General features: G+C 62.3%; 16 protein-coding genes. 6 read left to right on the plus strand and 10 right to left on the minus strand.

The window, feature by feature from the left end:
• Positions 1 to 17 precede the first annotated feature (17 nt).
• From M0639_RS24140 to M0639_RS24175, 8 genes are all read right to left on the minus strand, one after another.
• Positions 18 to 941, minus strand: a complete 924-nt coding sequence (locus tag M0639_RS24140; RefSeq protein ID WP_007731397.1) for a L,D-transpeptidase — start codon at positions 939 to 941, stop codon at positions 18 to 20.
• A 216-nt stretch (positions 942 to 1,157) separates the two neighbouring features.
• Positions 1,158 to 2,840, minus strand: a complete 1,683-nt coding sequence (locus tag M0639_RS24145) for an FAD-dependent oxidoreductase (protein WP_064073470.1) — start codon at positions 2,838 to 2,840, stop codon at positions 1,158 to 1,160.
• Between the two features lie 81 nt (positions 2,841 to 2,921).
• Positions 2,922 to 3,803: a hypothetical protein gene (locus M0639_RS24150; RefSeq protein ID WP_064073471.1), complete on the minus strand. Its 882-nt coding sequence runs from the start codon at positions 3,801 to 3,803 to the stop codon at positions 2,922 to 2,924.
• Positions 3,804 to 3,813: 10 nt separating this feature from the next.
• Complete coding sequence (locus M0639_RS24155) at positions 3,814 to 4,032, minus strand: dodecin (RefSeq protein ID WP_003939815.1); 219 nt, start codon at positions 4,030 to 4,032, stop codon at positions 3,814 to 3,816.
• Positions 4,033 to 4,047: 15 nt separating this feature from the next.
• Positions 4,048 to 5,259: a serine hydrolase domain-containing protein gene (locus tag M0639_RS24160; protein WP_064073487.1), complete on the minus strand. Its 1,212-nt coding sequence runs from the start codon at positions 5,257 to 5,259 to the stop codon at positions 4,048 to 4,050.
• Between the two features lie 108 nt (positions 5,260 to 5,367).
• Positions 5,368 to 5,883: a DUF6764 family protein gene (locus M0639_RS24165; RefSeq protein ID WP_037128623.1), complete on the minus strand. Its 516-nt coding sequence runs from the start codon at positions 5,881 to 5,883 to the stop codon at positions 5,368 to 5,370.
• A gap of 78 nt (positions 5,884 to 5,961) precedes the next feature.
• A complete protein-coding gene (gene ligD / locus M0639_RS24170) occupies positions 5,962 to 7,002 on the minus strand; it encodes a non-homologous end-joining DNA ligase (protein ID WP_064073472.1) in 1,041 nt (346 codons plus the stop codon).
• Positions 7,002 to 8,048 carry an ATP-dependent DNA ligase gene (locus M0639_RS24175; RefSeq protein WP_064073473.1) on the minus strand — a complete coding sequence of 349 codons (1,047 nt, stop codon included), beginning with the start codon at positions 8,046 to 8,048 and terminating at the stop codon, positions 7,002 to 7,004. The genes ligD and M0639_RS24175 overlap by 1 nt, the downstream gene beginning before the upstream one ends.
• 109 nt (positions 8,049 to 8,157) lie before the next feature.
• On the opposite strand from M0639_RS24175, the gene lppU reads away from it, so the two are divergent.
• Positions 8,158 to 8,775 (plus strand): LppU family putative lipoprotein, encoded by a 618-nt coding sequence (gene lppU / locus M0639_RS24180; protein ID WP_007731384.1) that lies wholly within the window; start codon positions 8,158 to 8,160, stop codon positions 8,773 to 8,775.
• A gap of 88 nt (positions 8,776 to 8,863) precedes the next feature.
• Here the strand turns inward: lppU and M0639_RS24185 are convergent, their stop codons facing one another.
• On the minus strand, positions 8,864 to 10,015 hold the full coding sequence (locus M0639_RS24185) for a magnesium and cobalt transport protein CorA (RefSeq protein WP_007731382.1): 1,152 nt from the start codon (positions 10,013 to 10,015) through the stop codon (positions 8,864 to 8,866).
• A gap of 302 nt (positions 10,016 to 10,317) precedes the next feature.
• The gene (locus tag M0639_RS24190; protein ID WP_007731377.1) at positions 10,318 to 10,935 is read right to left on the minus strand and encodes a TetR/AcrR family transcriptional regulator; all 618 of its coding nucleotides are present in this window, start codon (positions 10,933 to 10,935) and stop codon (positions 10,318 to 10,320) included.
• A 100-nt stretch (positions 10,936 to 11,035) separates the two neighbouring features.
• On the opposite strand from M0639_RS24190, the gene M0639_RS24195 reads away from it, so the two are divergent.
• The 5 genes from M0639_RS24195 to M0639_RS24215 all read left to right on the plus strand — a co-directional run bounded on the left by M0639_RS24195 (position 11,036) and on the right by M0639_RS24215 (position 18,249).
• Positions 11,036 to 11,950: an SDR family NAD(P)-dependent oxidoreductase gene (locus M0639_RS24195; protein WP_007731375.1), complete on the plus strand. Its 915-nt coding sequence runs from the start codon at positions 11,036 to 11,038 to the stop codon at positions 11,948 to 11,950.
• A 49-nt stretch (positions 11,951 to 11,999) separates the two neighbouring features.
• Entirely contained in the window at positions 12,000 to 13,601 is a 1,602-nt protein-coding gene (locus M0639_RS24200) for a PucR family transcriptional regulator (protein WP_007731373.1), read from the plus strand.
• 144 nt (positions 13,602 to 13,745) lie between these two features.
• Positions 13,746 to 15,344 (plus strand): ABC transporter substrate-binding protein, encoded by a 1,599-nt coding sequence (locus M0639_RS24205; protein ID WP_064073474.1) that lies wholly within the window; start codon positions 13,746 to 13,748, stop codon positions 15,342 to 15,344.
• 227 nt (positions 15,345 to 15,571) lie between these two features.
• Positions 15,572 to 17,173 carry an ABC transporter substrate-binding protein gene (locus M0639_RS24210; protein WP_064073475.1) on the plus strand — a complete coding sequence of 534 codons (1,602 nt, stop codon included), beginning with the start codon at positions 15,572 to 15,574 and terminating at the stop codon, positions 17,171 to 17,173.
• Between the two features lie 62 nt (positions 17,174 to 17,235).
• Positions 17,236 to 18,249: an ABC transporter permease gene (locus M0639_RS24215; protein ID WP_003940249.1), complete on the plus strand. Its 1,014-nt coding sequence runs from the start codon at positions 17,236 to 17,238 to the stop codon at positions 18,247 to 18,249.
• The last annotated feature ends 1 nt before the right edge of the window (position 18,250 follow it).

An 18,250-nucleotide genomic window follows, 5' to 3' on the forward strand; every position in this document is an offset into this window, starting at 1 on the left:
GCCTTCCTCGTCGATGTCTAGCGGTTCCAGTCGCCCAATCCGTCGGCGCCGCTGAGGACTCCACCTGCGGTGTTCTGCACGATCACCGGGTCACCCTTGCCTGCGTTCTCGAAGAACCACTTGGCGTCCTCGGTGCTGACATTGAGGCAGCCGTGGCTGACATTGGTGAAACCTTGTTGCGCAACCGACCACGGAGCGGCATGGACGAAGATGCCACTGTAGGAAATTCGTGTCGCGTACTCGACGTAGGTGCGGTAACCCTCGGGAGAATCGATCGGGACGCCGTACGTGGACGAATCCATGTACATGTCGCGCAACTGCTCGCCGACGATGTACGTGCCGTTCGGTGTTTCGTGACCCGGCTTGCCGAACGACGTCGGCATGGTGCGCACGACCTCACCGTTGCGGGTGACGGTGACCTGCTTGGTGTTGTCGTCCGCGACGGTGACGAGTGCGTCACCGATGTTGAACGTGGAGTGCGAATCACCGGCGTCGACGGTCACGGAGATGTTCGCCGGCCAGAACTGTGTCGGCTTCCAACGGACCTGGCTGTCGTTGATCCAGTAGAAGCTGCCCTCGACCGGAGGATCGGTGGTCACGCGAATCGCGCGCTCGGCCGTAGCACGGTCGCCGACGGCCTCGTTGAAACGAATGATGATCGGCTGCGCGATGCCGACTGTCTCACCCGCGGACGGATTGAGCGACGGCGCGGAGAAGTTGGGGACGCCGATGGGAGCCTGAATCGGTGTACCCGGGATGCCCGGAACCGGAATCGCCGGATCGAGGTACGGAACGCCGGGAATGACGGGCAACGGAATGTCGGGTCCACCGGGGAAGAGAGGAACGGCCGCGGAAGGTCCGGCGAGAGCCAGGCCGGCAGCCACCGCTCCGACGATTGCCACGGCAACCCGTGACGTCCGACGACCCTGTTTGCTGCCCATGTCACTACCTTCGCTCGAATGACCACGTACTCACGTGGATTTTGCGCGGCCGGCATCGATACCCGCCTGGCACCGATGCCGATGCACCATTCGGACGCGCCCGCCGGGCGCACACCTACACACCCGAGCACGCCGAAGAGAGCAAACCGCACATTTCCATAGTCATTAACACACAAAAGCGGCAATCGAGCAATTCGGATGTTCGCCCAAACGTTGCTATCCGTCGCTGCGGGCAGCGGCCAACATGGATTCGATCGAGATGAGTTTGGTTCGCGGTCGTCCGGTTGCGGCACCGGATGCGCGTTCTGCCTTGTCGATACGCTGCCAACCTTGATAGTCCACCTGATCCGGCGACCGGTCTGCCAACAAAACCTGCAACTTGTCGGCATCCTCGGTCGGGGTGGCGAGGCGCCCACCAGCGAAGTCGTCGAAGATCATCGACACGGTCTCGGCGGAGCAGTACTTGTTGGTGCCGATCACGCCCGTCGGTCCGCGCTTGATCCAACCCGCGACGTAGACACCCGGGATCGGCGTTCCGGTCTCGGTGTCGATTACTCTGCCGTTCTCGTTGGGGATCACGCCGCGAGCGTCGTCGAAGGGCAAGTCGGCCATCGGTGTGCCGCGGTATCCGACCGACCGAAGCACCAGTGAAGTGTCGATCGTCTCCTCGGTCTCGGTAGGCCGGGCGGAGAGCTGACCGGTCGGCGTTGCCACCAATTCGTTTTTCACCATCCGCACCTGCGAGACTTCACCGTCGCCGAGGATCTCGACGGGAGAGGTGAGGAACCGGAGAACGATCCGCTTGCGAGAAGGATCTGCGGTACGCGAAGCAAATTCCTGCGCCTGCTTGACCTTGAGCAGGACGGACGGCTCGGCGGCATCGCTTTCCACGAACGCCTGACTGGCCTCGTCGAGTTCGGCTTCGATCGGGTCGACGACTACGTCCACGTTCGCCATCTGTCCGAGCGCCAACAGTTCGGGATTGGTGTACGCGGCCTGCGCCGGCCCACGACGCCCGAGAATGACCACCTCACGAATCTTGCTGTTCCGCAGCGCTTCCAATGCGTGCTCGGCGAGGTCCGTCTTCGCAAGCTGGTCAGGGTCGGTCACCAGGATGCGTGCGACGTCGAGTGCGACGTTGCCGTTTCCGACGATCACCGCTCGCTCGCCGGACAGATCGAAAGTCCGATCGGCATATCCCGGGTGGCCGTTGTACCAGGCGACGAACTCGGTGGCGGCGTGACTTCCCGGCAGATCCTCGCCCGGGATCTCGAGCTTGCGATCCCCGGCAGCACCCACCGCGTAGATCACTGCGTGGTGATGGTCCAAGAGTTCCGAATGCGAGATGTGGGTGCCCACCTCGACGTTGAAGTGGCAGCGCACAGTCTTCTTCGCGACGACGGCGCGGAACTGATCGGTGACCCCCTTGGTTCCGGGATGGTCTGGCGCCACGCCGGCGCGCACCAAACCGTATGGAGTGGGAAGTCGATCGAACATGTCGACCTCGACGCGAGGCTTGCCGGTCAGTTCCATCGCCGCGTAGCAGGCGGCCGGGCCGGAGCCGACGATCGCCACTTTCAGCGTTCCCAGTTCGGGATCGATCTTGGCCATCGTGATCGGCTCGGGCCAATCCGGGCCCATCGGATGCTTCTCGAAGTACGACGCATTCATCTGCAGGTACGGCGCGTCGTCCTCGTCGAGTTCGTTGTCCGGGAAGATCGCCTCGACCGGGCATTCGTCCACACACGCACCACAATCGATGCAGGTGTCGGGATCGATGTAGAGCATTTCGGTGGTCGCGAACGGAGCTTCGTCCGGTGTCGGGTGAATGCAATTGACCGGACACACGTCAACACACGAGGCGTCGTTGCAGCACGGCTGCGTGATCACATACGCCATGACATTCCCCTATCCCTGAAACACGAAGCTCGAACTGGTTCCCAGACTATAACGTGTTCCAATTTGGCGCGAGAATCGTTTTCAGATCACCCCATTGCGCTTCATCAGCCACACCGCCTGCACGGTGGCGTGACCTCGCCATTCCAACGCCGCGACGGGCGAATAGCTGTCGAAATCCACCGCCCAACCGCCGTCGCCATGTTGTCGCGCAGCGAGCGCAGACAGTTCGGACTCGATCACTGATGCGTCGAACAACGCGCGGGTCGGGCCGCCGGGAAGCGGTGAGAAATCGAGGGGCCGCATGAATTCGCCCTCGGCTCCCCCGTCCACGTGAACCAAGCCGTCAGCCGGGATACGCGAACCAAGAGTGCTCACCAACGACGACGCTTCGGGACTGTTCCGGTGAACCGCGTCGAGAAACTGCAAGGCAAAGGCGAGCTCGAGGGCATGCAGAGAATCCGCCCCGTCGATCGCGTCGAGGCAATATCGAACGGCAGAGGCGAACCACGGATGTTCGGCGACGGCCTCGTCGAATTCGGCAACGCGAGCCGCTGCAGCACACACGATGCTGGTGATCTGCAACGACGGCGCCAACGGATCCGCATCCACCCAGAAGGGCGCACAACCGGCCGGGTCGGCGATCGGGAAGGCGAACGGCAAACCGCCGTCTGCCAGCGAATTGGTCTGCAACCAGTCGCACAGTTCGACGGCTCTGGGCGTCGGCGTTCCGATGTCGGCAAAGGCTTCGAAGGCGTGCAGCGCGCCGCCAGGTTGGCTCGATGCCGAGCGAAGATCCGGTTCGAGTCCCCAGCCGTACCCACCGTCCGGGTTGCGATAACTGTCCACAGCCGCCAATGCCGCGGTCCGGTCCCCCTGTCCGAGAATCAATTTCAGTCGATGCCGATCGAGAGTTCTGGCATGTCCCGCCATGAACCCGACGGCCGCCCTGAGATCAACACTCATGAACGACGACTCAAGATTCGTCGCCGTCGAGCCGGAAGCCGACCTTCAACGTGACCTGGAAATGCGCCACGGCGCCGTTCTCGATGTGACCGCGAGTTTCCACCACCTCGAACCATTCGAGGTTGCGCACCGTCTCGTTCGCCCGGGCGATGGCGGTGCGAATTGCCGCGTCACTGCTCTCGGTGGACGAGCCGACGATCTCGGTCACCCGGTACACGTTGCTGCTCATGGCATTCCCTTCGTGTCAGATTCGACGAACCAACTCCTGCGCCTCGGCGCCGAGCCTCGCAAGGCGAAGATCACCGAGAGCTGTCACAGCACTACCCAACCTGTTGGTGGTGAAACCGAGCGAGAGTCCGCTGGACAGGTCCGCATACGCGCCTGAACCGCCGACTCCGTAGTGGCCTATCGCATTCCGCGGCTGCCGCCGCGCGGCAATGATCGGCGGGTGGTAACCGAGAGTCCAGTTGGGCCGCACCGCCAGCACGTAATCCCGATCGCGAGTCTGGATGGTCGACATCTGGTCGATGGTCGATTCCTTCAGGAACCGCTTCCCGTCGATCACGCCGCCGTTCGCGATGGCGCCGTACATCTTCGCGAGAGCACGCGCGCTGAACACTCCGTTCCAGCCCGGCATGACAGCGTCGTGGACAGCCGGGTTGCGCACCATGACGTCGAAACCGTCCGGCATCGCGGCCTCGGCGAGTCCGCGAGTCGGACCGACGTGTGAGAGCACGGTCGACGCGAAGGCCCAGTTCAAGCCGGCAGGGTTGATATGTGGGAACAGCTTCGCGATCCGTGGACGTTCGGTTTCGGGTACGCGGTACCAGAATTCGTCGACTCCGAGGGGCTTCGCTATCTCCGCTTGTACGACGTCGATGAACGGCTGACCGGTCACCCTGGCCACAAGTTCGGCTACCAACCAGCCGTAGGTCACAGCGTGATAGCCGGGGCCTCGAAGCCGACGCGGATCCGGTTTCTCGGCAGCCAGGGCGGCAACGACCGCGTCGTAGTCCATCAGGTCGAGAGGATGCGGCATCAAGCCGCGAACTCGGTGAAGGCCCGCGCGATGTGACATCAGTTCGCGGACGGTGATCTTGTCCTTGCCGGCCGCCGCGAATTCAGGCCAGTACCGAGCAACCGGGGCGTCGTAGTCGATCAACCCACGTTCGGCGAGTCGGTGAACGACGGTGCTGGCGACGCCTTTGCCGGTCGAGAACGACAGCGACACCGTGTCGTGGTCCCAGCGCCGATCACGATCGGCATTGCCGGCCCAGATGTCGAGCACTTTCTCGCCGCCCAGGTACACGACCAGCGCACCGCCGCCTTGTTGCGGTTGGCGATACATCGCGAAGAAGCGGTCGGCCAAGGGAAGGAATCGCCGGTCCACGTACAGCTCGGTGCGCGAAGGCACCTCCACCCGGGCGAGTGAACCCCGTCGTGCACTGGGAGTCATCGCGTCCTCCGATCCCCGCTGATCAAGTTGCCCGGTCACCCGATCGGTGGCAGGAGCTTGACACCATTGTGACCACTGTCACGCAAGAGGCTCAGGGCCGGGGTGCCCTCACGGGGTGACCCACGTCGAAGTGCCGTCGCTGAAACATCCCTGACCTGTGGCGATATTGAAAACAAGGGTGGGACCACCTGAGCAGATCGCCCCGACGTCCGCGTCACCCACTGCCGCTCTGCCGCCAGGTCCGCTGAGCACCACGGCAAAGGGTGAGGAGTCGGTGCGACCGAGTGCGAGCGAACCCGGGCCGTACGCAACGGCGGCAAGTAACCCACCGCGCGACTCCGCCGCAGCAACGCCGCCGAAGAGTCCGACGCCTGCCGACCTGCCACCGTCTCGAGAATCCGCGACGCCGACACCGTCGCCCTCGACGTGTGAAATCGCGTAACTGGAGGGATCTGCCACCGCTCGGCATGCGGATGACCCGTCGACGATCGTCTGATCTTGCCCGCGCGCCGAACAATCCAACGTCGCGGCCGACGCTGTTCCGCTACCGAGTGACAATCCGAAGGCGGCAAGAATCACGCCACCCGCCGCTAAGCTTGCTGCTCGCATTTTCCGGCGATCCATATCCAACCCCCACAGTGCATTCGACGTGACCGTACATTCGACGTCTGATCGAATTACCCGATATGTCCGCCTCTGACGCTACCCGTCTTTGTTCTTCCGATCGCGGTCCTTGCTCGGTTGAACACGTTTGGGTTCACCGGGCATTTTGGGATAGTTCGGCGGGTACGGCAGATCGCCCAGTCCTGCCGCCAGATCCTTCTCCCACATCTCCAACAGAACATCGAGGGCAAAGGCCTTGTCGTGCATGGCTTCCATCGGATCACCACGATCGGCGAGCAAGCCGGGAACCGTGGCGATGGTGCAGTCGTCTGGATGCACGTCGCGCAGTTCGTCCCAGGTCACCGGCGTCGACACAGTTGCGATCGGCGTCTTACGAGCGGAATACGCCGCCGCGATCGTCCGGTCACGGGCATTCTGATTGAAGTCGATGAAGATCCGTTCACCCCGCTCTTCCTTCCACCACGCGGTTGTGGCGCGATCGGCACTACGACGCTCGACTTCACGAGCAAGGGCGATACCCGCGTGACGGACCTCGACGAAATCCCAGCGCGCCTCGAGCGGGATGTAGACGTGAAGGCCTCGGCCACCGGACGTCTTGGGAAATCCTTCCAATCCCAACTCGGCGAGCAGAGGGCGAAGGACCTCGTCCGCGATGGCAACGGCCTCGTCGAACCCGGTCCCCGGTTGCGGATCGAGATCGATGCGCAGTTCGTCCGGGTGGTCGGTGTCCGGGCACCGCACGGCCCAGGGATGAAACGTGACAGTCCCGAGATTGGCGGCCCACACGATGTTCGCAGCACTTCGCACTCGAAGGACGTCGGCCTTGCGACCCGACGGGAACGTGACCTCGCAGGATTCGACGTGCTCGGGCCGTTTTGCCGGCAGCCGCTTCTGGTAAACCTCTTCGCCCTCGGTGCCGTCGGGGAATCGCTGAAGATGCGTGGGCCGATCTTGGAGCGCCCGCAACGCTGCACCCTGCAGCGCCACCGTTCGGTAGTACTCGACAAGATGCCGTTTGGTTCCGCCGTCCTCACCCAACTGCGGATAGTAGATCTTGTCCGGGCTCGACAATCGGACCGCGATCCCGTCGACGTCCAGTTCCTCTGCCGGGCTCGCCATCACTTACCGCCTGCAAGAACATCCGCGAAGTCGTATCGCACCGGAACCTCCAACTGATCGAAAGTGCATTCGTCGGGCACCCTGTCCGGACGCCAGCGCAGGAATCGTGCAGCGTGCCGAAAGCGTTCCCCTTCCATCTGGTCGTACGCCACTTCGAGCACCCTCTCAGGACGAAGCGGAATCCAGGAGCGGTCTGCGGCCGATCTCCACCGGCTGGCCTCTCCCTCGGCTACAACGTCGTCCCCGAGGCGCAAAGGTTCGAGTTCGGCCAACAACTCGATCCGCCGCGCCGCGGTGAAAGCAGAAGCGCCACCGACCATCTTCAATTCGGAACCGTCGTACAGACCAAGAAGCATCGACCCGATACCTGGCTGACTCTTGTGGGGACGGTAGCCCAGCAGTACGACATCCGCGGTCCTGGCGTGTTTCACCTTGATCATCTCGCGCTTGTTCGGCAGGTACGGTCCCGCCAGCCTCTTGGCGACAACCCCGTCGAGACCCGCGCCTTCGAAGGTTTCGAACCAGGCCATTGCTTCGGCGCTGTCGGCCGTCGCTGCCGTGACGTGGCAACTCGGCCCGCCACCGACGCAATCGAGGAGCAACGCACGTCGAACCCCGAAGTCCTCGATCGAGACGTCGCGATCCCCGAGCGCCAGTAAATCGAACCCGACAAATTGCGCGGGCGTGTGTTCCGACAACAATGCGACGCGGCTCGCGGCGGGGTGAATCCGCTCGGAGAGCGCTTCCCAACTCAGGCGCGTCACACCGTCGATCTCACGGGGAACCACCAGTTCTCCGTCCACCACACATTTTTCGGGCAATTCAGACTTGACAGCTTCCACCGCTTCGGGAAAGTACCGCGCCAGGTCCTTTCCTCCTCGCGATCCGAGCACCACTTCGTCACCGTCACGAAAGATGATTGCTCGAAATCCGTCCCATTTCGGCTCGTACGACCACGTCGGGTCACCGGACTCGGGCTGAGGCGGCACAGTGGCCGCAGCCTTCGCGAGCATCGGGGCGAGCGGCGGCATCAGGGGTAGCTCCACCTACCCATACTGACAGTCCGGTTGGCAATTCGACTACCGATGTATTGGAATAGGTCCCGAACAATCCACGAACCAACAGAACTATCCAAGAATCAACAAAGGGGTCCTTATGTCCGGAATCGTCCGGCGACTTTGCACTGCGGTGATCGCAACTTCTGCAATCGCCGCCTTCACCGTCGGTTGCGGTTCCGACATCGAGCCGAAAGCCATTGCGGAATCATCTTCCTCGGTTGCCGATTCGACCACTACCTCCGCAGCCCCGACCACCTCGAAGATCACCGGCCAGGAGGGTTCGGACGATGGCGGCGACGTCGACATCGACGTGTCGATCGGTGATTGCGTCAAACTCGGCGGTACCACGACGGCCGCGGAAATCGACAACGCGGACTGCGGTAGCAAGGATTCCAACTACAAGGTGGTCGCCAAGGTTCCCACCTCTGATCTGTGTGCCTCCGATGTCGACTCGTACTACTACGAGACCCTCGCGGGTGACGAGCAGGGCGCTGTCTGTCTCGACGTCGACTGGGTAGTCGGCGGATGCATGGACCTCGGCAGCGGAATGGACGAGCCCGCCCGCATCGAATGCTCGGATACCAGCGGCACCAATGTAGTCGAGGTCGTCGAAATCCTGCAGAACTCCACGTCGATCGACGAATGCGGTTCGGGGGCAGACTCGGGATTCGAGCACCCGGAACGTAAGTTCACGGTCTGCGTCGCAACGCTCTGATTCGAGCGCCCTCCCGAAAAACACCTGTGCGCCTTGACAACCGATCTCGGTTGGCAAGGCGCACAGCGCTTTCTACAGCCGGCGCTTTCTACAGCCAGCCCCGACGCTTGAAGATCGTGTAGAGACTTCCACAGGTCAGGAACATCATCGAGAGTGCAAACGGATAGCCCAAGTGCCAGTGCAGCTCCGGCATGTCGTCGAAGTTCATTCCGTACACGGTTCCGATGAGCGTCGGCGCGAAGAGAATTGCCGCCCACGCCGAGACCTTCTTGATCTCCTCGTTCTGCGCGTAGCTCGCCTGCGTCAGATTGCGCATCTCCTCGTTCTGGTTCTGCGACACCAGAGTTGCGTTCACCGTGAGGATGTTTCCGAGCAACTGACGAAAGCCGTCGGCCCGCTCCACCACCGTCGTCGCATGGTCGGTGACGTCGCGCAGGTATCGCTGGAGCTCCTCGTCCGTGTGGTACTTGTCGAACCCTGCCGACAACCCACGCAGCATTCCCAGCAGCGGACGCGTCGCCCGCTGGAATTCGATCACCTCACGGGTCAGTTCGTAGATGCGACGCGAAACTCCGGGATCGCCACTGAATACTTCGGTTTCGATCTCGTCGATGTCGTTCTGCAGGCCGGCCACCACCGGGGCGTACCCGTCGACGACTGCGTCGAGAATGGCATAGAGAACGGCCTCGGTACCCAACCGCAACAGGTCAGGATCGTTCTCCATGCGAGTCCGCACCGCCGACAGATCCGGCGATTCACTGTGACGGACGGTCAGAATGAAGTTCGGACCACAGAAGATGTGCAACTCGCCGAATTCGACCCGCTCGGTCTCGTCGCGGTACCGCGCAGCACGCAGCACCACGAACAGCGTCTTACCGTAGCGCTCGAGCTTGGGGCGCTGGTGCGCGACGATCGCATCCTCGACCGCCAGTTCGTGGAGGTCGAAATGTTGTGCAGCGGCATACAACTGGGCGTCGTCGGGCCGGTACATGCCGATCCACGCCATCGACTGCGAATCCGGAAGGCATGACAGTGCTTCCGCCAGCGTGGACGGTGACGCTATCCGCTCGCCGTCGCGGTACACGCCGCTGTTGACGACGGTCGATTCGACGGGCGCCACCGCCTCGGGCGGGGCAGCCTTGACGACGGTGCGTGCGGCACGCGAGTGTCCGGGATGTGAGTCACCGAGCCCCGCGGAACGACGCGGCAGTACCGAACGTGAACGACGAAATTCGCGCATGCTGAACAGCTTTCGAGGGAAGAGTGAACGACGACGCTTGCTTCACAGCAAAGCCGAAGCCGATGAACACACGATGAAGCTGCAGCAAAATACCGGATCAACCCGGGCGGCTACAGCTTCAGTTGGTACTCGGAGGTTGGCCACGCATTACAGCCACACCTCCTCTTCCCTGAATTCCTACGCAAGTCCGCGCACGACGCCAACATGCTACCCCGACTGTCAGAGCGGGACAAACCGAACGACAAGCCGCAGGACAGCACGAACCGGTCGGAGGAAACCCGCTCGACGAATGCAGCTTTCAGTCAGTTCGCAGCGCGCAATCCGCCGATCAACAGTTCGACGATCTGGTCCGCCAACGACTCCGTCTCCGCCAAAGTCTGCCCTTCACGCCTTCGGTACCAGAGGTCGATGCCGTTGAGACTGCTGAGGAGGACTTTTGCCGCCATTCGAGGTGAGCCCGCACGAATGGAACCATCCGCGACACCTTCGGTCATCACGTCGACGAACAGATTCTCGTAATCGAGTCGCAGCGAATTCAGTTCCACGAGGACTTGCTGTTGTCTCGGTTTGAGCGCGGAGTTCATCTGGCCCCGGACGCCTTGGTGGATCGTGTGGTGGTACCCGAGATGTGTCATGAGATTGACCAGGTGGGCGTGCGACATCGCTTCGAGACGCGCGAGGCCGCTTTCTGCCCCGCCCATCCGAGACTCGACCTCAGCGCGGAGCAGGCTCATCCCGCGCTCGTAGATTGCCAGGTAGATGTCGAACTTCGAACGAAAGTGGTAGTAGACAAGACCTTTGGTGGCGCCGATTCGATCGGCCAGTAAATCTACAGTCGTGGCCGCGTAACCGTCTTCGGCAAAGGCGTCGGCGGCGCTGGTGATGATCGCGGATCGCACGTCCGGAAGATCACTACTCATTCGACTTCCACTCCCATTCACACTGCCTGCCGGCCCTTGACTGTTTCCACGCCATCGCATAGTAATACTGAGTAGTATCCCAGATCAGAGAGGTTTTCCAATGTCGTTGGATTTTTCCGGCAAGGTAGCGATCATCACGGGCGCAGGCGGCGGACTCGGCCGTTCACACGCATTGGCCCTCGCCGCACGCGGCGCACGCGTCGTCGTCAACGACATGGGTGGCTCGGTCAACGGCAGTGGCGGCGCTGATACCGCAGCAGCCAAAGTAGTGGCGGAAATCGTCGAGCTGGGCGGCGAGGCCATCGCGGACCACTGCGACATCACCGACGTCGACGCCGTTGCCGCCATGGTCGCGACGGCCGTGGACAAGTGGGGCCGCGTGGACATCCTGATCAACAACGCCGGAATCCTGCGCGACAAGTCGTTCATCAAGGCCGAGCTCGACGACTTCCGCAAAGTCATCGACGTGCATCTGATGGGTTCCGTCATCTGTTCCAAGGCAGTCTGGCCGCACATGGTCGAACAGAACTACGGACGCATCCTCATGACTACGTCAGCATCGGGAATTTACGGCAACTTCGGCCAGGCGAACTACGGCGCCGCGAAGTCCGGCGTCGTCGGCCTGATGAACGTTCTCGCCATCGAGGGCGAACGCAAGGGCATCCGCGTCAACTCGCTGGCCCCGACCGCCGCGACCCGCATGACCGAAGACCTCCTCGACGAGAAGACTCTCGCTCTGCTTGCACCCGAATCGATTTCACCCGGCGCACTGTTCATGGTCTCCGATGACGCACCGACGAAGACCATCCTCAGCGCCGGCGCCGGCGTCTTCGCGATCGCTCGCATGGAAGAGTCGCAGGGCGTCTACATCCCCGAAGGCGCACTCTCGCCCGAGGTCGTCGCCGAACGGTGGTCCGAGATCAGTGACATGACCGATTCCGTCCAGGTGCCCGCGGCGTTCGATCAGACCCGCCGGTTCGTCGAGAAGGCCGTGGCGGAGCAGCCCAGCAACTGAGCAGGGCAACCAGACAACTGATCGACCCCGCTCCCCCTAAGGTGTGGTGGTGACCACACCTACGGGAGTATCGATCGTCGACATCGTCGACAGACTGGGAATGACGTTCCTCAGCGGTGGCGACACCGTCGACGGCGCCCGCACTGTCAGCCGCGTGACCCTGCACGAAGGGTCCGAAGCTACCCAGGACAGTGCGGGCGCCGTCGTACTCGGCGCAGGTCTCGCAGGTTCGGCCGATATCGCAACGGCGGTAAGAGAATACGGCTCGGCAGGTGCGGTAGCGCTGATCGTCAAAGAGCCCCTGGACTTCGACGGCCTCGTCGAGAAAGCGGTGGCCGACACCGACGTCGCACTCCTCGGAATGGTCAAGGATGCAAGCTGGCTGCAAAGCGCGTCGTTGATCAACGAGATCCTCGAATCCGGCAACAACGGGGACCGCACGTCGGCCGCCGACGCCGACCTGTTCGATCTTGCCAACTCGATCGCTCAGGTATTGAACGGCCCGGTCACCATCGAGAATCAGTCGAGCCGGATCCTCGCGTTCTCGGCGGATCAAGCCTTCGGCGACGAGGCACGTAAGCAGAGTGTCCTCGGACATCAAGTGCCGCAGCACTATTCCGATCGGCTCAGGTCAATGGGGTATTTCAACAAGATCTACGGCTCTACCCTGCCGGTATTTCTACCGGGTATCGGGCCGGGCATCAGGCCCCGCGTCGGCATGCGAATACATGCGGCATCGCAGATCCTCGGTTCGATCTGGGTGATCTTGGACGAGGAGCCGAACGAATTACAGGTCAAAACGCTCGTCGAGGCTGCGGGCGTGGCCGCCATGAGTTTGCTTCGCGCCAAACTGGCCGCGGATTCGGCACGACGACTGAGGTTGGGCGAGGTGATCACGTTACTGAGTGGCGGCACTTCAGCGAAGGAAGCGGCCGAGCGACTGGGCTACGGCCGTTCGAAAGCAAACGTGCTTGCGGCCGGCTTCCGTAGCGGCGCCGGTGCATCGTTGGAGGCCGAAGCCGACGTCGATCAACTGGCCCTGACACTCAATACCTATCTCGACCAAGTATTTCCGCTGTCGGTGGCGGCAGCGATCGGCGGCACCGTCTACGCCGTAATCCCACACACCCGGCACCAGACCGACGACGACTACGTGCGTCGGATCGCGTCGGAGTTTGCAGACCGTTCCCGTTCGGAAAAGTCGGTGGTCATCGGAATCGGTGCGACAGTGGCCGACGTGATGACGCTGGAGAAGTCACGCGACGAAGCCGACCGAGCACTTCGCGTTCTGAGGTCGACGTGGAATTCCTCGGGCCGGACCGTCGCGCGCGCCGACGACGTGCAGATCAATTCCCTACTTCTGCGCCTCTCCGACGCCCTGGCGGACGAGAACGAGACCGCATCGGGTCCGCTCGCGGTACTGCGTGAGTACGACCGCAGTCACGACATCAACCTTGTCGACACTCTCCGCGCCTGGCTCGACACGTTCGGCGACATTCCGGCTGCTGCGTCCTTGGTTCACATCCACGTCAACACGTTCCGGTACCGCCTCAAGAAGCTTGCCGGGATTGCCGGCATCGATCTCGATGATCCGGAAACTCGATTCAGCCTGATGCTCCAGCTTCGTCTCTTCCATCCGACAATGTTGTAGCGATCTACCAAGTCTCACGAAACATTCGTAAATCCGGACGATGTTCTCGTTCTTTTGTTGGGTGAAGATTCAAGCAATCGTCTTTTGCTCCTGACCCGACAGACCTCGCGTCACTCGGGCGGGACCACACCTTCCGGAGGCACCATGAAACAACGGTCCTACGCACTACTGGCCGCGGCAACCGGCACTGTCCTTGCCCTGACCGCATGCTCGTCGGGTGGAACATCAGGTTCGGGTGGGGGTGAGCCGCTCACCGACGGCACCTTCAAGTTTGCACTCGTGGCCGACCCCGGCGCTCTGAATCCGCTGATGACTGCCGCTTCACCGGCACACGCACTGGCACGTCTGAGCTACGACTATCTGCTCAACCCAGATCCCGATACCGGCGTCACCAAGCCGTGGCTCGCCGAAAAATGGGAAGAGACAACTACTTCCGCGTCGTTCACCATTCGCGACGGCGTCACCTGTACCGACGGATCCGCCCTGACTGCTCAGACTGTCGCAGACACCGTCAACTTCATCACGAACGCCGCAAACAAATCCGCTCTCCGCGGGGTGTACGCACCGGCAACTGCAACTGCCAACGCCGACCTGGCAACACGGACAGTGACTGTTACGACTCCGGAGCCCTCGCCCTTCCTGCTCCTCAATCTGGCGCGGATTCCGATCATGTGCGAGGCAGGGTTGAAGGATCCGACGGCGGCAAACAAGACGACCTTCGGATCGGGCATGTTCCAGATGACCGAGGCAGTCGCCAACGATCATTACTCCTACGTTCGGCGCGACGGATACAACTGGGGACCTGACGACACCACCTCCGACATTGCCGGAGTGCCCAAGAATGTCGTCGCGTCCATCGTGACCAATACGAGTACGTCTGCGAATCAGCTGTTGTCCGGTGATCTGAATGCCGCCGCCGTCTCCGGCGCCGATCAGGACCGATTGAATGCCGCGAACCTGAACACGGTCAAGCAGCCGGCTCCGGCAGGCGAGATGTTCTTCAATCACAGCCCGGGTAATCCGACCAGCGATCCGGCCGTGCGCAAAGCCCTTGTCCAGGCGCTCAATCTCGACGACCTCGCCGAGATCTTCACCGCCGGCCGCGGAACCCGGTCTACCACGATGGTGTCCATCGAACCGAGGGCCTGCATCTACGACTCTGTCGCCGGAAACCTGCCGGCCTTCGATCCCAGCGCAGCCGCAGAAACTCTCGAATCAGCGGGCTGGAAAATCGGTGCCGACGGTAAGCGCAGCAAGGACGGCACACCGCTCCGACTTCGGATGGTCTACGAAACGTTCGGTGACTCGACCGATGCTGCCGCCGACGTCGCACTCAACGCTTGGAACAATCTGGGCGCAACTGTCGAACTCACCAGCGGAGACTCGAACAAGATCCTCGATGTAGCACTCAGCGGCAAGGACAACACCGCGTGGGATGTTGCGTGGGAGCCGATCAACGTCGCGCTGCCCAGCATGCTCGTACCCTTCCTCTCCGGTCCGGTGCCAGCTGCGGGACTCAATTTCTCGTCGATCTCCAACCCGGCCTACGACGCAGCCGTCGCCAAGGCTTCGGGACTGACCGGCGAGGATGCTTGTGCCGCTTGGGCAGACGCCGAATCAGAGATCATCAAAGCAAACTCCGCGGTACCTTTTGCCGACAAGATCACGACTCTCTACTTCAACAATGCGGGTCTCGCATTCGGCCGTAATTTCACCGGTTCGGCCCTGCGCCTGTACCAGTAGACCGCCGGTAGCGACCGGGGAAATCGTCGTGTTTCGCCGGTCGCTGTCGGTATACGGACAGGTATTCACTGATCCTGACGGTTTTCGTGGGAGCGGACGAAAATCGACCCGATTTTCGTGAGGATCGACAGAGATGCGCGTCACGTCATGCGCCAAGATTTAGCAGTCAACACTCAACCGCGCCCTCACGTTTTTCGCTCGGGCCCCTGCTCCATCACGGAGGCACCATGAAACACCGCTTCTATCCAACACTTGCGGCAGCCGCAGGGCTCACGCTTGTGTTGTCTGCTTGTGGCTCGGGAGGCACGTCCTCGGGCGCCAGTGGCGGTGAACCGGCCACCGACGGGACCTTCCGTTTCGCCCTGCAGGCCGATCCGGGTGCTCTCAACCCGATCATGTCGGCCGCCTCGGCGACCGCCGAGTTGTCGCGTTTGGCGTACGACTACCTGATCTACCAGGATCCCGATACCAGTGAAGTCGGACCGTGGTTGGCGGAGAAGTGGGAGGAGACCCCGACCTCGGCGTCCTTCACCATCCGTGACGGGGTGACCTGTACCGACGGATCGACGCTGACACCGCAGACCGTCGCGGACAACATCAACTTCGTGGCCAACCCGGACAACGGTTCACAGTTGCGCGGGTCCTCCGTGCCGACCGGCGCCACTGCGACTGCCGATCCTGCAACGCGCACTGTCACGGTGACCACTCCGGCGCCGAGCCCGTTCCTTCTTCTCAACGTCGGTCGCCTGCCGATCCTGTGCGAGGCCGGATTGAAAGATCCGACAGCGTCGAACAAGAAGTCGCTCGGCACCGGCATGTTCGAAGTCACCGAAGTTGCCGCCAACGACCACTACACGTTCCAGCGTCGCGAGGGCTACAACTGGGGCCCCGACGGCACGACCTCCGACACCCCGGGCGTCCCCAAGACGGTCGTCGCCGCCATGTCGCCGAACGTGAGCACCGCCGCAAATCAGCTGCTCTCGGGTGAACTCAACGCAGCTCCGATCGCCGGTCCGGACAAGGACCGCGTCGCGGCAGCCAATCTGGACTCCGTCGGTCGGCCACTGCCGGCAGGCCAGATGTACTTCAACCAGATCGCGAGTAATCCCACCAGCGATCCCGCAGTGCGCAAGGCCCTGATCCAAGCGGTCGATCTCGACGACCTCACTCAGGTCATCACCGCCGGACACGGGGTCCGGGCAACCAGCCTCGTCGCCGTCGAACCGCGCGCCTGCGTTTACGACTCTGTCGCAGGCAACATTCCGGACTTCGACCTCACTGCCGCCAAGGCAACACTGGACGGCGCTGGTTGGACCGCCGGCGCTGACGGCAAGCGAAGCAAGGATGGCAAGCCGCTCAATCTCCGTCTCGTGTACGACGGCACCGACGATCCGCGCAACGCGGCGGCCGAACTTGCTCAGTCGGCGTGGTCCGAACTCGGCGCAAACGTCGAGGTGACCGGGGGCGACTCGAACAAGATCATCGACGTCATTCTGAGCGGCAAGGACAACTCTGCCTGGGACATCGCCTGGGTCCAGGTCAACTCCTCGCTGCCCAGCACCTTCACTGCGTACTTTGCCGGGCCGGTTCCCGCAGCAGGCAAGAACTTCGGATCGGTCAGCAACCCCGCCTACGAAGCAGCAGCCACCACGGCTTCCGGTCTGACCGGTAGCGACGCTTGTGACGCCTGGGCCGACGCCGAGTCGGAGCTCACCAAGACGATCGCGGCCGTGCCCTTCGCAGACTCCGTCATGAACGTGTACTTCAACAAGGCCGGACTCTCATTCGGCAAGTCGCTCAACGGTTCTGCGCTGCGTCTCTACCAGTAGGCCGTCCGCCCACTCTGAAATATCTTCCCGCCCCAGCATCCCGCCCTCCGGAAAGACAGCCCATGAGTCAAACTATTGAAGCCGCGAAACCAGAAGCGGCGCCTCAGGCTCGAGCAAAGTGGCTCGAGTCCGACAGCTGGCCCGCATATCTTCTGCGTCGTTTCGGCACCTTCGTGATTTCACTCTGGGCGCTGGTGACTGCGGCGTTCCTGATGCTCCAACTGATTCCGGGAGACCCGGTTCGATTGGCACTGGGAATGAACGCACCGGTCGAACTGGTCGAGACAACGAGGTCTCAGCTCGGTTACGACCTTCCCTTGTGGCAGCAGTACTTCCGATTCGTCGGCGGGTTGCTGAGCGGGAATCCCGGTGACTCGATCACCTTGAGGACTCCGGTCTTCGAGGTGATCGCGTCCCGCCTCCCGGCAACACTCGAACTGGCTGTACTCACAGTCGTCACGGTGCTGCTAGTGGGCATTCCGATCGGCCTCATCTTCGCTGCACTGACCCGCAACGGTCGACGACGCGGAGTCGAGATCGGTTACACCGCAACGTCGGGCACCATCGCCGTGATCCCCGAGTTCATGTTCGGTACGGCGCTGGTCTACCTCTTTGCCGTCACGTTCCCTGTTCTGCCCGTCGCCGGCCGAGGTGGACCGGAAAGCTACATCCTCCCGGTCGCGGCCATGTCGATCGGTGCCATCGCCTCGATGTCGCGCATCGTCCGTGCAGAGGCGCTCGGCGTGTTGGACATGGACTACATCCGTACGGCGCGCGCCAAGCGAATGCCCGTGGCACGAATCTACTTCCGTCATGCAATGCCCAACCTCATGACGTCGACGCTGACGCTCGCCGGACTCCTCCTGGGCGGTCTGATTGCCGGCACCGTGCTCATCGAGAGCATCTTCGCCTGGCCCGGCATGGGCATGGCACTGGTCAAGTCCATCACCGAGAAGGACTACCCGCTCGCCCAGACACTGGTCGTGATCTACGGCGCCATCGTCCTTCTCATCAATTTCATCGTCGACGTGGTGCTCGCTCTCATCGACCCACGATCCACAATTCGGGAGAACTGAG

Origin of the sequence: Rhodococcus qingshengii JCM 15477, assembly GCF_023221595.1 — a bacterium.
Lineage (GTDB): Bacteria > Actinomycetota > Actinomycetes > Mycobacteriales > Mycobacteriaceae > Rhodococcus_F > Rhodococcus_F qingshengii.